The sequence below is a fragment of the Arthrobacter sp. RT-1 genome, from assembly GCF_003367205.1.
Lineage (GTDB): Bacteria > Actinomycetota > Actinomycetes > Actinomycetales > Micrococcaceae > Arthrobacter.
In genome coordinates this window covers 45,187-64,566 of sequence record NZ_QRGQ01000014.1, presented here as the reverse complement: position 1 = coordinate 64,566, position 19,380 = coordinate 45,187, and the positions used below count along the sequence as shown (strand labels likewise).

General features: G+C 65.1%; 20 protein-coding genes. 6 read left to right on the top strand and 14 right to left on the bottom strand.

Annotated features, from left to right (window positions below; genetic code table 11):
• Positions 1-19: 19 nt before the first annotated feature.
• Complete coding sequence (locus DXK94_RS13470; protein ID WP_115525354.1) at positions 20-844, bottom strand: MBL fold metallo-hydrolase; 825 nt, start codon at positions 842-844, stop codon at positions 20-22.
• A 248-nt stretch (positions 845-1,092) separates the two neighbouring features.
• On the opposite strand from DXK94_RS13470, the gene DXK94_RS13465 reads away from it, so the two are divergent.
• The 3 genes from DXK94_RS13465 (at position 1,093) to DXK94_RS13455 (ending at position 3,800) form a co-directional block, all read left to right on the top strand.
• Positions 1,093-1,983 (top strand): helix-turn-helix domain-containing protein, encoded by an 891-nt coding sequence (locus DXK94_RS13465; protein WP_258868545.1) that lies wholly within the window; start codon positions 1,093-1,095, stop codon positions 1,981-1,983.
• An 82-nt stretch (positions 1,984-2,065) separates the two neighbouring features.
• Entirely contained in the window at positions 2,066-3,148 is a 1,083-nt protein-coding gene (locus tag DXK94_RS13460; RefSeq protein WP_115525352.1) for a Fic family protein, read from the top strand.
• A 55-nt stretch (positions 3,149-3,203) separates the two neighbouring features.
• On the top strand, positions 3,204-3,800 hold the full coding sequence (locus DXK94_RS13455; RefSeq protein ID WP_147294383.1) for a hypothetical protein: 597 nt from the start codon (positions 3,204-3,206) through the stop codon (positions 3,798-3,800).
• A 15-nt stretch (positions 3,801-3,815) separates the two neighbouring features.
• Here the strand turns inward: DXK94_RS13455 and DXK94_RS13450 are convergent, their stop codons facing one another.
• From DXK94_RS13450 to DXK94_RS21845, 5 genes are all read right to left on the bottom strand, one after another.
• On the bottom strand, positions 3,816-4,013 hold the full coding sequence (locus tag DXK94_RS13450) for a DUF2795 domain-containing protein (RefSeq protein WP_115525350.1): 198 nt from the start codon (positions 4,011-4,013) through the stop codon (positions 3,816-3,818).
• A gap of 128 nt (positions 4,014-4,141) precedes the next feature.
• Entirely contained in the window at positions 4,142-4,750 is a 609-nt protein-coding gene (locus DXK94_RS13445) for a flavodoxin family protein (RefSeq protein ID WP_115525349.1), read from the bottom strand.
• A 298-nt stretch (positions 4,751-5,048) separates the two neighbouring features.
• On the bottom strand, positions 5,049-5,417 hold the full coding sequence (locus DXK94_RS13440) for a hypothetical protein (protein ID WP_220272978.1): 369 nt from the start codon (positions 5,415-5,417) through the stop codon (positions 5,049-5,051).
• Positions 5,418-5,449: 32 nt separating this feature from the next.
• Entirely contained in the window at positions 5,450-5,998 is a 549-nt protein-coding gene (locus DXK94_RS13435; protein WP_115525348.1) for a hypothetical protein, read from the bottom strand.
• A 90-nt stretch (positions 5,999-6,088) separates the two neighbouring features.
• Complete coding sequence (locus tag DXK94_RS21845) at positions 6,089-7,732, bottom strand: LuxR C-terminal-related transcriptional regulator (RefSeq protein WP_115525347.1); 1,644 nt, start codon at positions 7,730-7,732, stop codon at positions 6,089-6,091.
• A 150-nt stretch (positions 7,733-7,882) separates the two neighbouring features.
• On the opposite strand from DXK94_RS21845, the gene DXK94_RS13425 reads away from it, so the two are divergent.
• On the top strand, positions 7,883-9,304 hold the full coding sequence (locus DXK94_RS13425; RefSeq protein ID WP_115525346.1) for a sigma-54 dependent transcriptional regulator: 1,422 nt from the start codon (positions 7,883-7,885) through the stop codon (positions 9,302-9,304).
• On the opposite strand, the gene DXK94_RS13420 is transcribed toward DXK94_RS13425, so the two are convergent.
• From DXK94_RS13420 to DXK94_RS13385, 8 genes are all read right to left on the bottom strand, one after another.
• Positions 9,262-9,882 (bottom strand): hypothetical protein, encoded by a 621-nt coding sequence (locus DXK94_RS13420; protein WP_220272977.1) that lies wholly within the window; start codon positions 9,880-9,882, stop codon positions 9,262-9,264. The genes DXK94_RS13425 and DXK94_RS13420 overlap by 43 nt on opposite strands.
• On the bottom strand, positions 9,873-10,658 hold the full coding sequence (locus DXK94_RS13415) for an amidohydrolase family protein (protein ID WP_115525344.1): 786 nt from the start codon (positions 10,656-10,658) through the stop codon (positions 9,873-9,875). The genes DXK94_RS13420 and DXK94_RS13415 overlap by 10 nt, the downstream gene beginning before the upstream one ends.
• Positions 10,658-11,725 (bottom strand): aminotransferase class I/II-fold pyridoxal phosphate-dependent enzyme, encoded by a 1,068-nt coding sequence (locus tag DXK94_RS13410; RefSeq protein WP_115525343.1) that lies wholly within the window; start codon positions 11,723-11,725, stop codon positions 10,658-10,660. Before DXK94_RS13410 ends, DXK94_RS13415 begins: the two co-directional genes overlap by 1 nt.
• A 9-nt stretch (positions 11,726-11,734) precedes the next feature.
• Entirely contained in the window at positions 11,735-13,129 is a 1,395-nt protein-coding gene (locus DXK94_RS13405; RefSeq protein WP_147294382.1) for a hypothetical protein, read from the bottom strand.
• Positions 13,130-13,343: 214 nt separating this feature from the next.
• Positions 13,344-14,654 carry a hypothetical protein gene (locus tag DXK94_RS13400; protein WP_115525341.1) on the bottom strand — a complete coding sequence of 437 codons (1,311 nt, stop codon included), beginning with the start codon at positions 14,652-14,654 and terminating at the stop codon, positions 13,344-13,346.
• Positions 14,655-14,689: 35 nt separating this feature from the next.
• The gene (locus DXK94_RS13395; protein ID WP_115525340.1) at positions 14,690-15,457 is read right to left on the bottom strand and encodes a hypothetical protein; all 768 of its coding nucleotides are present in this window, start codon (positions 15,455-15,457) and stop codon (positions 14,690-14,692) included.
• A 34-nt stretch (positions 15,458-15,491) separates the two neighbouring features.
• Positions 15,492-16,193 carry a hypothetical protein gene (locus tag DXK94_RS13390; RefSeq protein ID WP_115525339.1) on the bottom strand — a complete coding sequence of 234 codons (702 nt, stop codon included), beginning with the start codon at positions 16,191-16,193 and terminating at the stop codon, positions 15,492-15,494.
• 189 nt (positions 16,194-16,382) lie between these two features.
• Positions 16,383-17,693, bottom strand: a complete 1,311-nt coding sequence (locus DXK94_RS13385) for a hypothetical protein (RefSeq protein WP_115525338.1) — start codon at positions 17,691-17,693, stop codon at positions 16,383-16,385.
• Between the two features lie 136 nt (positions 17,694-17,829).
• Between DXK94_RS13385 and DXK94_RS13380 the strand changes: the two genes are divergently transcribed.
• On the top strand, positions 17,830-18,615 hold the full coding sequence (locus DXK94_RS13380) for an FHA domain-containing protein (RefSeq protein WP_115525337.1): 786 nt from the start codon (positions 17,830-17,832) through the stop codon (positions 18,613-18,615).
• A 15-nt stretch (positions 18,616-18,630) separates the two neighbouring features.
• Positions 18,631-19,011: a hypothetical protein gene (locus DXK94_RS13375; protein ID WP_115525336.1), complete on the top strand. Its 381-nt coding sequence runs from the start codon at positions 18,631-18,633 to the stop codon at positions 19,009-19,011.
• The last annotated feature ends 369 nt before the right edge of the window (positions 19,012-19,380 follow it).

The window sequence follows — 19,380 nt, the reverse complement described above, 5'->3', positions numbered from 1 at the left end:
GCGGACACGGGCAGCACCGCTAGCCGGAGGTCGTCTCGCCCTGGCTCTTCTGGGCGAGCCGCTGGAGTTGCCAGTCATGCACCTCCGGCAGCCAGTCCAACGGGGCTGATGGACCCACCCGCGGGTCATCGGGAACGCGGCCGTCCCGCAGGGCCTGCACGTACGCGCGGTCCTGTTCGACGCGTGCCCGCAACTGTCCAGCTCCGCCCACTGAGCCGTGGCCGGGGATGACGGCATCGGCATCGTCTGCAACGCCGTCGAACAGCCGCAGCGCGGCGAGGTAGTCCCCGAGCGGATCCGCGGCCTCCAGGTCGAGGAACGGCATCAGGATGTCGGACAGCATGTCGCCGGCCACGAGGACCCGGCGCTCCTCGATCAACAGCGCAGCGTGGCCGGGAGCATGCGCCTGATGCTCGATGATCCGGATGTTGGGGCCGTCCCAGGGAATGTGCGCAGCGTCGGCGGGCAGGCCGGTAATAAGGCCGAGCAGATCCATCGGGATCTCATCGGCGTGCTCCGGCGGCAGCCCCTCGGCTACGCGGTCCTTCCAGTCCGGGTCTGCCAGCACACCCCGGATGGAGGCGGCGCAGCGGGCTGTTCCATAGCGGGGCGCGTCGCCGAAGTCCGGGTGCCAGAGCACGTGGTCCCAGTCGGGATGCGTGGAGAAGCCTGCGACGACGGGCTGGCCCAGCCGGCGGAGGTCGTTCGCGAGGTCCGCCATTTCGCTGCCGGTGATGCCGGGGTCGATGAGCAGCACGCCGTCCCGGCCCTGCACAACAACGGAATTGCTCTGGATGAACCCGCTCTCGTGGACCAGGACGCCCTCAGCCACTTCCTTCAGCATGGAATGCCTTCCGCTTGTGGTGTGGAACCGCTAGGGGAGACGGTATGGCCCGGCGGTGGCAGGTGGCAAGCACTTGACGTACGACGGCGGCCCGCCCCGCCGTCGTACGTCCGGTCAGTGCCGCCAAAGGTGGCCCCTGCCGCACGCGTGCCCCTGCCGCCCGACGGGAACGGGCATGGATTGTCGGACCCGGCCGGGCGGCGCATGGCTAACGTGGAGCCGACAACGAAATGCAGGGAGGGCAGCAGGTGGATCTCTGGAACAGGGCGATCGAGCACATCGAGCAGCAGATCTCCGACGGTGCAGGGTACCGCTCTGACGGTGAGGTGGATGTGGCTGCGCTGGCGCGGATCACCCTGACGTCGGAGTACCACTTCCGGCGGATGTTCTCGGTGCTGGCCGGAATGCCGGTCTCGGAATACATCCGGCGGCGGCGCATGACAGCCGCGGCCTCCGCCGTGGTTTCAGGTGATGAGCCGCTGCAGGACGTTGCCGTGCGCTTCGGCTACGCCTCGGCCGACGCCTTCAGCAGGGCTTTCCGGGCCGTGCACGGCGTAAATCCGGCCGAGGCTCGCCGCGCCGGCGCCGTGCTGCGCTCGCAGCCCCCGCTGCGCTTCTCCCTCTCAGTGAAAGGAAAACAACAGATGGACTACCGGCTGCAGAACGAGGACGCATTCACGCTTGTGGGGCGGCGGCGGAGGATGCCGCTGGTTCACCACGGTCCCAACCCGGCACTGGAGCAGTTCCGTGAAGAACTGGGCCTGGAGGTGCTCAGGGAGATCAGCAGCCTGTCCACCAGGTCCCCGCGCGGTGTGCTGGCCGTGAGCACGGATTTCGCTGAGGACCGGGCGGACGGGAGTACCTTCGAGTACTGGCTTGCGGCAGCCACCGATGAAGCTCCGGCGGCGGGCAGCGGGCACGAGTCACTCAATGTTCCGCCGCACCAGTGGTTGGTGCTGGAGTCGCAGGGCATGGAAACGGAGGAGGTCCAGCAGTTGTGGGCAAAGGCGTACGGCGAATGGTTCCCGGCCAACCCTTACGAGCCGCTCGCGGAACCGGAGCTGCTGGCGACGGTCTTCGACCAGGAGGGGAAGCCGGACCACATGGAGCTGTGGCTGGCGGTGTCGGCTACGGGCTGAGCCGGCGCCTGCTCTCCCGAGTGAAATTGAAAAGATCTGCACCGGATCTTTTCAGTTCTACCCATAAGTGAAATAGTTGGGGATGGCAGCGATCCCGTCCTTCATTAGGGACAACGTCTATATCGCCTCGAGTGAAGTGACGGCTGCGGCCGAAGATGCGGCGTTGGCCATCCGCGACTTTGACCACGAGTTCGGTTCCGACATCGCGCCGTTTTCGGCCATCCTGCTGCGGACCGAATCAGTCTCCTCATCCCAGATCGAAAATGTGACCGCCAACGCCCGGAGCATCGAGATGGCAGTGCTTGGGGACGACTCCAAGCGAAACGCCACCCTGGTTGTGGACAACGTGGCGGCCATGAACGCTGCCCTTGCCGCCGCTGATGCTTTGGATACGGCAGCCGTCCTGGAAATGCACAGGGCACTCATGAAGCATGCCGACCCGAAGGGCGCGGGTATCTGGCGTAGTGAGCCTGTCTGGATCGGCAGGTCCAGTTCGAGTCCGGTAGGAGCGGACTTCGTCGCTCCCGATGCCAAGCGCGTGCCGGCACTCATGGACGATCTCATGGCCTATGCCGGACGGAACGATGTCCAGGTCCTGTCCCAAGCGGCAATCGCCCATGCCCAGTTTGAAACTATCCACCCTTTTACCGACGGCAATGGCAGGACCGGCCGGGCGCTGATGCACGCCATGTTGCGGAACAAGGGCCTCACAAGGGCGGTGACCGTCCCAGTCTCGGCCGGGCTGCTGAATGACGTCAGGGGATACCACGATGCACTGACCGCTTACCGGGAAGGGGACCCCAACAGGATCATCCTGCTCACCTCGGAAGCCACGTTCCGTGCTATTGACAACGGCCGCCGGCTCGCCGGAGACATCACCGCGGCAAGGGCCCGGTGGAAGGACGTCATCAAGGCCCGCAAGGACGCGGCAGCGTGGAAGATTGCCGACCTGTTGGCCCGCCAGCCTGTTGTCAACGCCAAGCTGTTGGAAGACCGGTTGGGACTATCGGGGCCGACGATCTGGCGCCAGATGCAGGTCTTGGAGGAGGCGGGCGTGGTGCAGGGCTTTGACAAGTTCAAGCGCGGCCGGCACTGGAAAAGCGACGAGATCCTGGACGCGCTGGATGCGTTTGCCGCGCGCTCCGGGAGGCGCGGCCGCAGCTGAGCCTCACAGGTAGGGGTGTTATGTTCATCCCTAACTGCGAGACAGGGGGTGCCGCATGGGCCGACGAGTCCTTCCGCTGGCGGGCGTGCTCGCGTTGGTTCTGGCCGCCGGCGCGTGTACAAACCAGGAGCCCCCGCCGCCTCCCGAGGACACGGTGGGTGAGCAGGTGTACATAACTGCCTACACCTGGTTCGACAACACCCCTCCGGGCTCACCCATCATCAGCCACCCGGTCCTGCATAAGACGGCCGGCGGGACCGGCACCTACGAGGATCCGGTGACCATCGCCGTCGGGCATTCAAAGGAGACGGGGAAGGACGTTCTGGACTACCCGCCCGGGACCCGCATATATCTGCCCAACGTGCGCCGGTACTTCATCGTGGAGGATACCTGCGGGGACGGTGACGCGCCCGAGGAAGGTCCGTGCCACACCGGGGCGGAGGAGTTCGGGAACGCCTCCATTTGGCTGGACATCTGGATCGGCGGCGAGGACGAAGGCGCCGAGTTCGCCCGCCGCTGCACCAGGGAAGTCACGGGCGTCCAGACAGCGGTTTTTGACCCTGCGGACAACTACATGGTGGCCGCGGGGGACGGCGTCATCCACGACGGTGAGTGCGATTCCGGCTACGGCAACGAACTGGTCACCAGATGATTTTTTGCCGGCTGTTCAGTTGCTGTCGGAAACCGCTGAGCTGACGGCCGTTGGGCTGTCGTATTCCTTGTCGGGGATGGCCTCAAGGGCCTGAATCACGTTGTTGTCGGCGCCGGAGTCCTTTGCCTTGGACAGCAACGCGTCGCGGCTGGCGGGGTAGTCCACGCCGCCCAGGAACTTCTGAATCTGGATCGGGTTCGGAGTTTCGGCCATGGTTTCGGTTCCCTTCCATTTGTCAGCTCTTGATGTCGGCGGCTCCTCCGCTGGCGCGGCGGGCCACACAGGAGTTCATCCTAGGCATGGACGCTCCGCGGCGAAAGGGGGGCGTCCGACGACGGCCCTCACCCTGCCGGGTAAGGCGCCTGGGCCAGGGCCCGGGCAAGGTGGGCGGCGTTGCGGGCGGCTCCTGCAGTGGCGGAAGCGACCTTTTCGGGGACGGTGTCCAGGTCTTTGTAGTCCACGGTCTGCATCGCCTCGCCCACCCAGTACGTGGCGCCCTGCGCAGGCAGGGTGAAGCCGACGTCGTTCAGCGCCTGCTGCGTGTCCGCCACGGTCTTGTGTGCCCCGTCCTCGTTGCCCACCACGGCAACGATGGCGACTTTTCCGTACATGATCGGCCGGCCCGCATCATCGGTCTCGGAAAGGTCGGCATCGAGCCGCTCTATCACGCGCTGGGTGATGCTGCTCGGGTGCCCCATCCAGATTGGTGTTGCGAGGACCAGGATGTCAGCGGCGAGGATCTTGTCGCGGATCCCAGGCCAGGCGTCGTCGTCGCCCATGCTGATCTGGACTCCCGGCATCACGTTGTGGTCCACGATCCGCAGCGACGTTCCGCTGACGCCGTGGGTGGCGAGTTCGTCCAGCACGTGGCGGGCCAGCAGCTCGCTGCTGGACGGCTCCGGCGACGGCGTCAGGGAGCAAATGAGTGCAAGCGCAGTGAGGTCAGCCATGATTTGTCCTTCTTCCTGGTCGGTTGTATCGGTGTCAGTGGTTCGCGGCGAACGGCCGGAGGGACTGGCCGAATTCGCGGAGGCCATTGCCGAACAGATAGCAAGTGTGCTTACTATCTAACCAGTCGCCCCAACCAACCAAAGGACAGACGCCGTGAAGAAACTGCTCTTCGCTTTGCTTCCCGTCATCTTCAAGCGGGTCATGCAGGCCCGGAAAGCTCGACAGGCACCCACTGCCCATCCCCGCCCGCCGCGGAACCGCCGCTAAAAACCGGAGCAAGCCCGGGCGGGTTACCGCCTAACCCTCGATGTTCTGCCCTACCACCGCCAGGGTCCGGGCCAGTTCCTCCGTGGGGCTGAACTCCACCAGCACCGTTCCGGGATCGAGTTCGTCGGTATGGCCCGGAGGCGTGTAGTACGCCTCCCCGGCTTCGACGACCTCGTCGCCGTCGGGCATGTGCATAATGAGCCGGCCCTTCACGACGTATCCCCAGTGGTGGCTTTGGCACCGGTCATCCGGCAATCCCTTGTAGAACGGCGTAAAGTCGCCTCCCTCTTCGAATTTTTCGAAAGCGATGGTGTAGCCGTCCGTCTCCCGGTAGCGGCCTTCGTAGCCGGTCATCCGTTCCACCCGTGCGGTCTGGTCATCAATCGATAGCTTTGCCATTGTCCTTTTCCTTCCTTGAGTCCGGCGCCGGCTTATGCCTGCGCCGTGGTTTCCGCCGCTGCGGTAAGCCGCCGCAGTCCTGCCCTGCTTGCCCGTGCCCACTCAAGCCGGGCCAGTGACCTGAGCACCGGGATTCCGTACATGGCCAGCAGGCCCGGCAGTCCGCTCGCCCGGACCAGCCGGCATGTGTAGGTGACGTTGCTCTGGTTCCCGTCCGCCTCGATGTCGTAGCGGTGCACCAGCAGCCAATCCGCCGTCGTCCCGTTTCTCTTTGAGGCCACAGCCGATTCGGTGACCCGTTCGAACCTCGCGGGCCGGACGGCCTCGGTGACCACGGAGGAGTCCGTCATCCGGCACGTGCCGTCCTCGGCCGTGGAAATGAATTCCGTTCCCGCCGTTGCCTGCCCCTCAGGGGCTTCCATGGACAGAAGCGTCGAGGCCTCGGCTCCTCCCCATTGCATGTGCCCGGTCAGGTTGGCCAGGACATCGAAAACAACAGGGGAGGGGGCGGTGGTGTGTTCCCGGACGGTCACGGCGATCTCATGTTTGAGGACGTTGCCCGCCGTTTGTTGCCGTTTCATCCTGCACCTCCTGAATGTCGTCGGGATACTTCAAGGATGGGACGACGGCGGGAGGAGAGGATGGGGGGAATCCCCCATTTACCGCCCTATTCAGGGGAAGTGCCGCAGGGCGAACGCGCCTGCTTCGCCGCGGCTGCGCAGGTGCAGCTTGGCGAGGATGTTGCTGACGTGATGCTCGGCGGTCTTGGTGCTGATGAACAAGCGCTCACCGATCTCGGCGTTCGTCAACGCTTCGGCGAGCAGCCTGAGCACTTCCCGCTCACGCCGGGACAGCAGTCCGAGCGCCTTCGGGCCGGTCCGGGCGGGACCGCCAAGCGCACGGAGCAGGGCTGCTGCCTTGTCAGCCATGGCCGCCGCCCCCGCCTCGTCGAACGCGGCCAGGGCCAGCTCGGCTTCGTGCACGGCAACCTCCGGGTCTAAATCGCGCAGGGCCTCGGCCATGGACAGGCGTGCCCGCGCGGCCTCCAGCGGCATTTTTAGCTCGCCAAAGATCTCAATCGCGGAGTCCAGCCGTGCACGGGCCGAGGACGCGTCCCCGCCGGCGGCCGCGGCGCGGCCGGCCGCGAGGTGTGCGGTGGCCAATGCCCGGGGCCAGCGGGTTTCGGCCGCAATCCCGTCAAGACGCCTGGACGTTTCCAGTGCTTGGCCGGGGTTGCCCTGTGCCAGCTCCACTTCGGCAAGCAGCGCCAGCAGCGGGACGGCGAGGAGCCCGCCCGCCACGTGATGGATCCGCCGGTGCAGGAGGGCCGCCGCAACGGCTGTGTCTCCGGCAGCCAGCCGGACGGCCGCCGTCGCGAGCAATGCATCCGGGCGGTCCTCAAAGCCCGCGAGCAACCTGCCGGCCTCCTCCACCCGGCCTTGGAGCAGGCGCAGTTCAGCCAGTTTCGCTGCCGGGTGAACGCACCGTGCGCGGTGGCCGGCCTGGTCCAGCTCATGCAGCGTCTTGGTAAGCCAGCCCTCGGCGCTGGTGATGTTGCCGGAAGCAAGGAGGATCTCCGCGCAGCAGGTCCCGCAGAATTCCATCAGCGCGGGGTGCCCGGTCCGCTCCATGAAATGCATGACGGTTGTGTTCCACTGGCTGAGCCGGGAGACGTCGCAGGACTCCTCGCTGGCCCGCGTGACCATGCAGCACACGTCGCCGAAAACCATCCTGTCGCGAAGTTCGCCGGCGGTCACCACCACCATCGCCTCGTCAACGAGGGTCATCCCTTCCGGTACGTCACCGGCCGCTATCGTCCCGAGGCCAAGCAGCGCCAGCGCGGTTGCCTCAAGTTCCGGATCATCAGCGCCGCGCGCAGCTTGTAATGCCGTCCGGGCATCTTCCCTGGCAGCTGCAGGATCAGCCTGCAGCAGCCCGCGCGTCACAGCCAACCAGCCGGCCTCGGCCCCGTCGGGCAGGCGGGACGCGAGGCCCTCGGCGCGTGCAAACCACCCCCGGCTGGCCGCCTCGTTGCCCAACGCCTCCGCATATTCGCGCGCCAGCCATACGGCAGCCTTGAAGGCCCGGGAGTTCTGCCCCGAACGGCGAAAGCCCGCGTAGGCCAGTGTCCGCTCGGTGATTGCCCGGTCAGCGTCGCGGAGCCACCACAGCGCGCGACCCAAGCCGTCGTGGGCTGCTGGCTCATCGTTGACGGCCAGTACTGACTCGAAAGCCGAAGCCGCTGCCGCCCAGTCCGTCGAAGCGAGCAGGCGCTCGCCTTCCACAATGCCTTCAGGAACCGCCGTAGCGACCATGGACTAATTGTGCTCTTCCCGTCGGCGGCTTCCTAGGTGCACTGGTTTTATTCCGAGTCCCTGCAACCAGTAACGGCGCTGTAACGGGCCGAATGGTCAGCTTCCTCGCATCCGTATGCCGATTGTGCAGGTGAACTGCGAGGAGGTGCCATGCCTTGGGTGATTGACCTCAGTGGCGGGCAGGCCTGGGCTCGTGAGGCCATCACAGAACTTCGCACGGCAAACCTGGTTACGGAAACTGTAGATGCTCCGGTGGGCGGATCAGCCGCCGGCGTCATCCTGTCCGCAGCGGACTCACAGAACCTGAAGGCGGCGCTGGGGGCGGCCGAGTACAACAGGTGCCGGGTGCTTGTCATTGGTCCGCCGGACGGCAAGCTGAAACCGTGGCCGGTGCTGGAGGAGGGGGCGGCGGAATGCATTACCTGGCATAGCCAGGTAGCAGCGATTTCGGCGTGGATGCAGCGCGTTGAAGATGTTGAGGCGGTCCTTGACTCCGTGGAGGTCAGGGAAAAGTTGACCGGGCAGAGTCCGGTATTGAGATCGGCACTGCGGGACCTGGTGGTGGCGGCGCGTTTTGGCCAGGCACCCATACTGATCCAGGGTGAAACCGGGACCGGTAAGGAGCTGGCTGCACGGGTTGCCCACGCGGTAAGCCTGCAGCCAGGAAATCTGGTCACAGTCGACTGCACCACCATTGTTCCCACCCTCATGGGCAGCGAACTCTTCGGGCACGAACGCGGTGCTTTCACGGGTGCGGTGAGCGTCCGGACGGGTGCCTGTTCAGGCGCGGACCAGGGGTCCCTGTTCCTTGACGAGGTGGGCGAGCTTCCGCTCGACCTTCAGCCGGAACTGCTGCGCGTGGTGCAGGAGGGTACCTATAAGCGAGTGGGAGGCGACAGGTGGCTGCGCAGCAGGTTCCGGCTGATCTGTGCCACGAACCGGGATCTCTCCAAGGAAGTCGCTGCCGGCAGTTTCCGTACCGACCTCTACCACCGCATCGCGGCCTCGGTGGTCACCATGCCGCCGCTGCGGGAGCGGATCGAGGACATTCTCTGCCTCTTCGCGCGCTTCTGCCGCGAAGCCAGCGGTGCCCGCACAGATCCAGAGGTGGACACCACCGTCCAGGACGTCCTGCTCCGCCGGACCTACCCGGGCAACCTCAGGGACCTCCGGCAGCTGGCATTCCGGATCGCCGCCCGACACGTGGGTCCTGGAGCCATCACCCCGGGCGACCTTCCCCGGGAGGACCGGCCCACCTCCATGGAGGCTTTCGAGGCATTGCAACAGTGTCAGGACGCGAACGACGGCGGCCCTGCCAGTGCCGTCGATCCGCTCACCAGGGCGGTGGCCCGGGCAGTGGACGCGGGCCTTGGCCTGCGGGAGATCAAGGAACGCGCGGCGGAAATCGCGGTGAACGTTGCCCTGCAGCAGAGCGGCGGGAATGTGCACGTGGCTGCCGCGATGCTCGGGCTCACGGACCGGGCAGTCCAGCAACGGCAGGCCCGGAAGACAGGCCACGACGAGGAGCGTCAGTGTTCGACGGACAACTCGTCAGCCACTTCCCGCCAGTAGGGGTCACCGGTCTCGTCGGCGAGTTCCCGGAAGAGGTCCTCAAGTTCACGCCACAGGACATCGGGGCCCCGCCGGCCGGGAAGCCGTCCCCGGTAGTTGGCGCGTTTGTAAACTTTGCCGAATTCCTTGCGCACAAGGTCTTCCACGGCAAGCCCGAACATGTCCGGCTGCTTCTCAGGTGACGGAAAGGGGATAAATTTGTCGAGCCTGATGTCGCTGAGAACAAGGCGGGGCTTCAGCAGATCTTTGGTGGGTGGAAGCCGGCCCACTTCCGGCAGATTTTCCCGCCTCACCTCATAGGCGAAGACGCGCACATGCGACGGTGCGCGCCGGTCCGGCAACGGAAGGTACGTGATGAGCCAGATCGCCTGGCGGTCCGGCTCTTGGCCGATGATCCATGATGCCCGTTTGCCCGCACCCTTCGCCGCTCGCGGTGACGGTTTCCTGCCCCGCGCATATTCGCTTTGCCACACGTAGTCCCGCAATTGGGACAACCCTGCCCGGATGCCCTCCGGGCTCTCCGGCTTGATTTCGGCAAGCCCCGGGCCCGTGATGGTTCCTGATCCTGTCATAGCCATGCTTCTTCCCTCCTGGTATCACTGGACTTCCGGCGGATGTGGAAACCCCTGAGTGCCGGCCTGGTCAGCCGCAATACGTTGCCGCCCAGGACAAGCTCCCGGTCTTCGGGACCAAGGCCAAGGGCAAAAATTTTGGCGAGTTCCGGCGCCGGATGCAGGTAGGGCCCGTCGCTGCCGTAGAGCACCTTGTGCGCCCCCGCCCGGGCAACGGCCTCCTCCAGCAGGTCGTAGTACCGCACCCCGGATGTATCGGTAAAGATGTTGGGCACCCGCACCAGCGCGTTGATCAGCCGCTTCTGCGCCCGCCAGTCGTCCGCAAAGGAGGACAGATGCGGCACGATCCAGGGAACATCGGGGTGCCGCCCGGCCAGGTGCGTCACAATCTGCACCTCCCCGCGGGGGTCGAACAGCACCGGCATCCTGAAACGGGATGCCGCACGGGCTACCTCGTCCGTGGCGATCCCGTCGGACCAGTGCACCTTGATCCCGCAGGCACCTCGCGAGTGGGCAGCGGCCACCAGCGCGCCCACCCGTCCCCGGTCCGCAGCGGGATTGACGAACACGTACCAAAGCCATGTACCAGGTTCCTGCCCGGCCAGATCAGCCACCGCGCGGTTGGCTGCCGCATAGGTTCCCACCGGCGCCGCCATCAGGACGGCCTTGCGAATTCCGACGGCGGCCGCGCGGCTCCGCCACAAGGCAAAGGAAGATTCCGGGTCAGCAGGGCCCAGGGGAACTCCGGCGGTCCCCACGTGCACGTGTGAGTCCACAATCATCAGGCAGCGCGCCTGTCCTGGGTTACGGCGGCGAGGCCCCGGACCAGCCGGTCAAGGTCCGCCTGCGGGTGGTCGGCCCGCACCACGGCGGACAACAGCGCACCCGGCTGGCAGCGGGGCAGCTGAACCAGGACCTGGACACCCCGCGCCACCAGCATTGAACGCCACCGCCGTGCCAGCTGAAGCGAGTCCAATCGGGTCCCCACAATGGGGAACGGCAGCCCCAGCGGCGGAAGTCCAAGATTGCCAAAGGCCTGCCGCAGCCAGCGCGTAAGCCGCCACAGCCGGTCCCGCAGCCGCGGCATACGGCTGTCCCGCACAGCGCTGAGGCCGGCGCCCAGGTCCGCTGCCGAGGGCGGACTGCTGTGCAGGCGGTTGCCGCCATGCCGGGCGAGCCTGGTGATCGTCGGCCGGTCCCCGGTGATGACCGTGACGGGGGTTCCGTACGCCTTGGCCAGGGAGCCCAGCCACACCACGCCGTCGTGCTTCAGTCCCTGCCATCGCACCGCGCCGGACCCGTCCCCAAAACTGGCCTCGGCGGCCCGCTGACCCAGCACACCGAACGCCAGGGAGTCATCGACGACCACCCGCCCGCCGGTCTTTCCAACGAGTGTTTGCATGGCTCCGAGCGGGGCGGAACGGCCGCACCCCTGGCACCAGCCGTCGGTCACCAGCCACGTCCTGGTTTGAGGTACGACGGCGGGAGGCCGGAAATGCGGGAACGTCACCACCCGCACGCCGCGGGCGGCGGCCGCCCGGCAGGCCCATTGGGTCAGCGGGTAGGCGCCCGCATCGACCAGGAGCAGGTCGCCGGGCTGGGGGAGCACCTGCAGGATGTCCATCATCCCGTGCAGGGCCGATCTCGCAACCAGCCCGGAGCCGGCGTGTTGCTGCGCGGCCACGGCCGAGGCGAGCTCCGTGGCTGCCGGCAGTTCGCGCAGGACTGCCGGGACCCCGGTAGTGAGCTCGGTCCAGGGCGGTACAACGGCGCTGGGGTGGCGCTGGCCCAGGAACAGGGCGGACGTGAAGTCCACTCTGCTCGGCGGCCCGGCCAATGATCTGGACATGTCCGTTGCTCAGTACCGGACGAGCTTCCGGGCCAGCCGGCGCTGCAGCAGGGTGGACGGCATGGTGGTGTCCACGCGTTCGCCGAGATCCACCCCTGTGACGGCACGGTAGGCGTGGACGTAGCGCTGGACGGACGGCTTCCACTTGATGGCCCAGTTCTCGGCGTCATCGCCTTCCATATCGGACTCGTTCCAGCGTCCGTGCCGGACGGACAGAAGCAGTTGCTCGCCGTGGACGGCCAGGTCATAGAAGTGCGTGATGCTGGCGTCGGACCAGCCCTGGATCGACTTCATGGCGTCTACCCTGTCCATCCAGTCTTCGTCATAGGGAACCATGGTGCGGCCACCCAGGAACTCACGCATTTCCGGCTGGGCAAGCATCCATTGCACTTCCATGGTTTCGATGCGGGCTGTCACGGACATGTCGGCGAACTGGTTATTCGCCCCATAGGCCAAGACCAGGTGAAGCTCCCGCAGGCTGCTGAGAAGTGGGAAAGCGTCCGCATCCACGGTCTTGTCGTTGTGCTCCTTGTAGTAGTGATGGCAATCGTGAAGCAGGCTGTGGAAGGCTCCGAGGAATTGCGTCCGCCGCTCCACCATCAGTTCGCCAGGCGGTATGGCGCGGCCGATCAGTTTCAGGCCGTACTGGTACTCATACTCGGCGGCCCGGCGCCGCAGGGACAGCCGGTCCTTTTCTGATTCTGCGAGCCCCCACAGGAGTCCCCGCAGGGGCAGGAGCGGGCTGACCGCCAGCCGGGAGAGTGGATCCCCGCCCATCGGCACGCGGCGGTTCTGGAAGCGGGCAAGGATCCTGTTCAGCGACTGGAACAACATGCCTTCCTCCAGCCAGTAAACGTAAATGAGCTCCGCAAATGGCACGAGCTTCAGGGGATAGTCTTGCCCCGCAGGAAACTCGGGCGGGAAGGGTTCCGCTTGGTCTCCCAGCTCCTGGCTGACGTACGAGCCCTCTATCGCTTCTTTCCAGCCGTTTGCGGGTTTCCATTCGAGCTTGCCTGTTTCAGACCGGGCGAACGTATTTCCCAGAGCTGATTCGGTGACAAAGTCGGCGGCCAGTTCATGCAGCTGTTCGTAGGTGAGTGATCCGTAGCGGGTGAAGTCCGTAAGTTCTTTTGCGCTTTGGTGGGCATACCCGGCAAACCGCTCAAATCGACTGTTCTTCGTGACGTTCTGGATGAAATTCCACAAGTGCGCGTGAGTGCTGCTGGGCTTGGAATTGGGTTCGAGGGCCACCCTGACAATGGGTGGGGCCTCCTTGCGCTTGACGGTGAAGGTGTCCAGGACCTCCCAGGGCACCTCACCAGCCGGCGGCTTCTTGCCCTCCTCAGCTTCCTTGATTTGGCGGAATTGAACCTCGTACTCGCCCGGATCCGGGATAAGGACCAACCGCTCAAAACTGTCCCCCTGGGCCAAACGCTTTGTGAGAATGGCCCCGTTCTTTTCATCGATCGGAATTGGCCTTCCTCCACCGATGCGGATGACTTGAAATTGAAAAAGACCTGCGGGTTCCGGGTCCCTCAGCTCAAAATGCAGGGCAACTTCCTGTCCGGCGTATACAGGATTTATGGGCCGTCGAGTAAATTCCATGGCTATCTCCTAGTTAGTGCTGTTGTAGCGAAGGTTTTGGATTGCGGACCCGGGCAGGAGCAGGCGTGCCCAGAACGTCCAGGCTGTCCCGGACCGCCCAGGCTGTGAGCAGCGAGGAGAGTTGAGAACTTTCCTCCTCTGCCGAGATGCGAGCGGCGGCCTTGGCCTGGCCCAGGACGGCAAACACCAGGGCTGGCCGTTGGCGGGCCATCACGCCGAAGTCGCTGTCCCACTCCTCGTGAAGCCGCAGCAACCGGCCGGGCTGCCGTTCCTTGAGCGGAAAGATAGCGCCGAGTTCGCGGTCTTCCGCCAAAGGAACCCGGTGATGGATGAGCAGATCCACGAGATCCCCGATGTGGGCCTCGCAGTTCCGAACCCAGGATGCGTGCGCGGCCGGAAGCCCGGCGAGCGGGTACATGGCCTTCCACACCGTGGCGAGTTCCCTCCACTGGGGATGCGGGTACAGGGCATTGCCAATGGCTGCGGAAATCAACACCCTCAGGTAGGGCATCGGGTGCGGATCCGTTCCGCTCGGACGGAAAACGAAGTACCGAGGAAGACTGACCACTGCCAGCAGCCCAATGGTGGAGGTGATGCCCACGGTCGCAACGGACCACATGTCCGCCACGATTTCGCTGATCCACAGGGACCACACCTGCCAGCCCCCGTCCGGATCACCAGCCGCGCGCCGCTCCAGCTCCGCGCGCAGTGACTCGACCAGCTCCAGCTGCGCGGCGCCCTGGTGGCCCACCTCGTGGACCAGTGACGAAGCAATTCCGCTGCCGATCATCCGCTCCCGGGGGAGCCGGATGATGCCTACAGGATTCGGCTTGCCGCCGGGAAGCCGGGTTTTCGCCCGGCGGATTGCAGCACCCGCACCCCTGGCGAGGTAGACCACCAACCTGGTGTCGCCGTCGTCGGACGTTTCAAGCCGCAGCGCATCCTGCGCGAGGATGTCCAGCCCGGACAGCCAGACGCCCGTGGCGTGTTCACTGCGCTGGGTGACCACCTCGGTGAAGAGGTCGAACTGGGCCAGGACCACATTGAACTGGAGGCGGATGAGGACAAACCGGCGCTGCTGCTCGGCGGCGGAGGCCATCTGTCCTTCCCCGTGCAGCCAGTCAAGGAAGTCGGCGAGCTGCAGGCGGAGTTCGTTGCGTCCGGTGTGGAGGAAACGCTCGATCAGCAGCTGGGCGTCGCGGGGCAGGGCAGCGGCGAGGACCATGGTTTCGTGCATGACGAACGGCTTGATCTGGTCCAGGCGGGACAGGAGGCCGGTCGCCTCGCTCTCAATCAGCCCGGTGCTGATGGTTCTCGTGTCCATTTGACTTCGCCTAGCCTTGGCCTCGCCGGTCCGGGTTACACACCCAGGAGGATGACGCGTCCATCACGGCGGATCCACCGGCCCTCGTCGGCGCCGCCGTTCGAGTTGCCGTTGCCGCTGCCCTTGGAGTCGCCGTCGGACTGGCTGTCCCAGCCTTCATCGGGGGCACCCCACGTGGCGCCGGCATACTGGTCGCCGTAAATCCTGGTGCCGCCGCGGGAGCGGCGCCGCGCGGCCTGGCGGGAACGCAGCAGGGACGGGGCGTACCGGCGGGCCGCTGCGGTGGCGGCGGCCCGGGCCGCAGCACTCGGCGGCACGGAGACAGGCGTCCGCGCGGCATTACGGTAGGACGCGCGGGCAAACCGGACGTACCGCCGGGCGGCCTCTTCCTCGGCTTCCATTTCATCCATCGACTCCATCTCTTCCGCTTCCAGCAGCCCGCCGGCCAGGGAGCCGAGCTTGCTGCCAATGGCCGTCCCGACGCCGGGAGCCACGAAGGAGCCGATGGCACCTCCCACAATGGGCAGCGCCTTTTTCGCCACAGATTTCAGCGCGCCGCCGAGCGCTTTGCCGATGGGCGACCTGATGAACCTTCCGGCGTTCTTCACCACGCTGCGGGCGAGCTTTCCCAGGAATTGATCCAGTTCCTCCTCCGAGTTGATGCTGAGGAGCTCCATGGCCAGCTCGGACTCAAGGTTTTCCTCGTTGTCCTGTTCGCCTTCATAGCCACTGAAGTTTCCTTCGTCCTCGCCCTCCTGCTGCCAGGGGAAGGCGGATTCGTTTTCGTAGTAGTTGGTGCTCATGTCACTGTCCTTTGGGTAGTTGAAGCCGGGTGGGTTATCGGGCGCCGAGGATCACGATGTTGCGGCCGCGGCGGATCCACCGGCCGCTGTTGGCGGAGCCACCGGACTGGCGTTGACTCTTGAGGAGACCGGGCAGGTGCTGCCGGGCCGCTGCTGTTGCCGCCTTCTGTGCGGCCAGGGGAGCGGGCACGCTCTTGGGCATCGCCGCGGCGCGTTGGGCGGTTGAGGTGGCGAAGCGGACAAAGGCGCGGGCCGTTTCCAGGTCGCGGTCTTCGGGCGAGAGGCCTTCAAGCTCGAGCCCGGACTCGAACTTCGTGCCGAGCCATTGGCCGACGCGCCGGCCGGCCTGCCCGCCTGCTCCGGGGACGATGTAGTTGCCCACCGCCTGGCCGAGCTGCGGCAGTGCCTTCCGGGCTGCCGATTTCAGGATGTTGCCCACCGCTTTGCCCGCCGAGGACCCGGCGAAGTCCTTTGCCGCGGAAACTGCCCTCCTGGCGAGGCTGCCCAGGAACTGGTCCAGTTCCCCTTCGTCGGTGACTGCCAGCAGTTCGGCGGCGAGGGCCAGCTCGTCGGTTTCGCCGTCAGTCTCGCCCCAGAGCTCGTCGTTCTCGTAGGAGTCTTCGGCCTGGAACGGAGACTGTTCGCCCTCGAACGAGTAGCCGGACTCTTCATCCATCACCTCGCCCCAGGTGCCTTCGTCTTGGCCCTCAAAAAGTGCCCTGTCGATGTCGTGCATGAGTATTTCCTTCCCGGAGTCTTGCGGGTGCCTTTGGGGGACACCCTCGCGGAACACCGCATACCCTCCTACTGCACAATTCGTGCCAACTGGTTTGGGTGCTCCACGGAACGTAAGTGCGCCGGTTTTCCGGGCTCTTCCAGGGGGATTGCCGAAGCCGACTTCGTCCGCGCGAAAAAGGGTTCGCGGCTAATGGAACGTGCTGGACTCGGCTTGGCCGTCCGGGCGGAGGGAACGGCGGTACTTGTTCACGGTCCGCCGGGCAATCTCGAAGCCGTGGCGGGCGAGTTCTGCGCGAAGCTTTTCATCGGACATCGTGCCGGGCGCGGCTGCGATAAGCTCCTCCAGCGTTGCCCGCGGCGCCTGCCCCTTGCCGAAGAGACAGGACAGATCAGCGACGGCTCCGGAGGGCAGCCGCAGCCGCTTGCCGCTGACCGCCCTGCTGACGGTGGAAGGGTGCAGCCCGATTTCCTGCGCTACTGCCGTGCGGGTGAGGGGGCGGTGGCCGCTGGTGCCGTGGTCCAGGAAATCCTTCTGGTGAATCACTGCGCATTCGGTGATGCGCAGGAGGGCGTTGGCCCGGCGGTCGATCTGGTACATCAGCCGCTGGGCCGACAATTCATGTTCGGCCAGCCACTGCTTCGCCTCCGGTGATCCCCGCAGGCCTTCGGACAAGTCCACTACGTGCAGTCCGAACCAGGCGCTCGCGGGTACCTCCACCTCCAGCGACCCGTCCGGCCTGCGGTACAGGAAGACATCTGCTGTGGGCACGGCGGCGTCCGCGGCAGTCGTCTCCACTGCGGCGAACGGCCGCAGCCGTTCCTTGATGAGGGCAAGCCCCGCCAGGACCTCCCGTTCGGTAATTCCCATGGCGCGTACGACGGCGGCGGTGCTTCCCTCGGCGAGGTCGCCTAAGTGCTCGCTGACCAGGCGGGGGAGCCAGGCAGGTACCTCGCCGGCCGCAACCAGCACTTCAGCCTGCACCGCCAGGAGTTCGGCGACGCTGCTGGATGCGATCCCGGGCGGACCCGCCGCCCGGAGTGCGCGGAGGGCTTCCTGGACCTGTTGGTCCCTGAGGCCGTGGAGCCGGGCGATCTCTTCCGGATCGGCATCCAGGATCCCGCGCGGAGTCAGGTGGGCCATCACGTATTCGAGGGCATGCCGGCAGTCTGATCGGACTTCCAGCCCGGCATCGGCCTCCAGCGTTTGGAAGGGATCAGTGCCTGGTTCGGCCCTGTCCTGGAACTGCGGGGCTGTCCCTTTTCCCCTGCAGCGGTGGCAGGTGCCGGAGGAGACATGGCGGCCGCAGCCGGGGCAGGGGTGGCCGTCCATCCGCTCCAGCACCGGGTTCTCCGCGAGGGAGCGCTCGGTGGCCAGTGCCACTTCCTGGTGTGTCATGGCCAGCATGCCCATTGCGTTCAGCAAGCCGGGCAAAGTGCGCAGTTCGGCCTGGAGACCTACCTGCAGTACCAGGCCTTGGCCGGACGCTCCGCTGACCATGCCACAGGTTAGCCCCGACTCACCGCACAGCGGAACCACCTTTGTGCCCAATACTGACGGCAGGGTGGGTAACGCCGCAGTAACGCCTCGTCTTTAGTCTGATATTCAACTGCGACCAGCCAAGGGAACTGAACTAGTGGATGCCAAGGTTTCCCGACTCATTGCCCTCGGACCGCACGGCAGTTCAGGCTCTGAGCTTGAGCTGACGAGCGGTTATATGACTCTGGGACGCAGCCACTCAAACGATCTGGTGTTGTCAGAGCCCAGTGTGAGCAGGGTGCACGCGTCACTAACGGTGGACCAGGATGGGCGGGCATCTGTCCAGGATCTTGGCTCGAGCGCCGGAACCACCGTCAATGGACGCCCTGCCTCCGGGCCACTGGTCCTTCGGTCGGGCGATGTCATCTCCTTCGGCGAAGCGCGATTTCAATATCAAGGCGCATCCGAAAAACCGGTGATCACGGCCGCCCTGCCAGTCCAGCGGGCACCCCGGCCACAGCCGCGTGAAGAGCATATTCAGGGTCAATACGAGATAGACAACCAGCAGGCGGGCAACATCAGCAATGTTGCAGGCAACCAATACACCGCCTATGTGAGTCATGTACGGCAAGAACGCGAGAGCTTCCTGCAGGCTGTAGCGGCCACGAGAACCAAGGCCCGATGGTTGATCTGGATTGGCGTCTTCCTTACGCTCGGCGGACTGGTTATGGCCGGAGGCATTTTCTACCAAATCTTCACTGGTTCTTTTGATGCTGACTTCAACGTATTTCGTGAACTGGGCGGCCTTTACGTCATCGGCGTGTTCGCAGTGATGGGAGGTCAACTCCTAATGATCATCGGCATCGTCCTTCACGTGGTCGCGACGTCCCGTCGGAAGCGGGTGGACCGTGAGCTGCCGTTGCCCCGGCCGAGGGGTTACTAATCGAACGGAGGAGAAATGGGCTTCAACATCAATAACCAAACAGGCGGAATAATCAACAACGTTGAGGGGAACCAGTACATCCGCGGTGACCAGCACAGCCAGAAGGTGCAGTCAGGCGATGTTCGCAATGCAGTCCAGGAACTGGAGCGCGCTGCTGCCTCAATGAGCCTCGAAGACAACCAGCTCACGGCAATGTCAAAGCATCTCAAGATGATAAAAGCTGAAGTTAACCGCTCAAACCCCGAGCCTGCGAAGGTCGCAGACCCGCTCAAGAAGTTTACGGAAATCGTCAGCGCTGCAGGTGCCCTTGCAAGTCTCGCAGCACCAATCCAAACCCTGATCGCTTGGCTTGGCCCGCTCGGACAGCCAATAGCCAAAATACTCGCCGGCATTTAGGGAGGTTCAGGATTTGAGGCTGTCTACGGCTTAAAGGTGAAACCCCGAAGCTTCCAGAATTGCGATGACGAACAACACTAGTCCCATGAGGATCGCCACGATTCAATATCACAGCTTCTAGCGAGAACCTATGAATAATGTCCCACGCGGAAACTACCATCGCCCGTCTACTCGGGTTCATGTCCGACAGTCGGCAAAATCGGACTTTGCTGTGGCAGGACGGGTTTGGGGTCCTGGTACTCAATCTCAGGCTCCGGAAGCGGTCTTCCGAGCCACGACAGCAGTTGGCCTGGTCTTGGAATGGGTCTCGTTGGTTATTCCCTCCCTTTCCGTCATAACTGGCCTCCTCTTTTGGTTTGGTTGGACGTT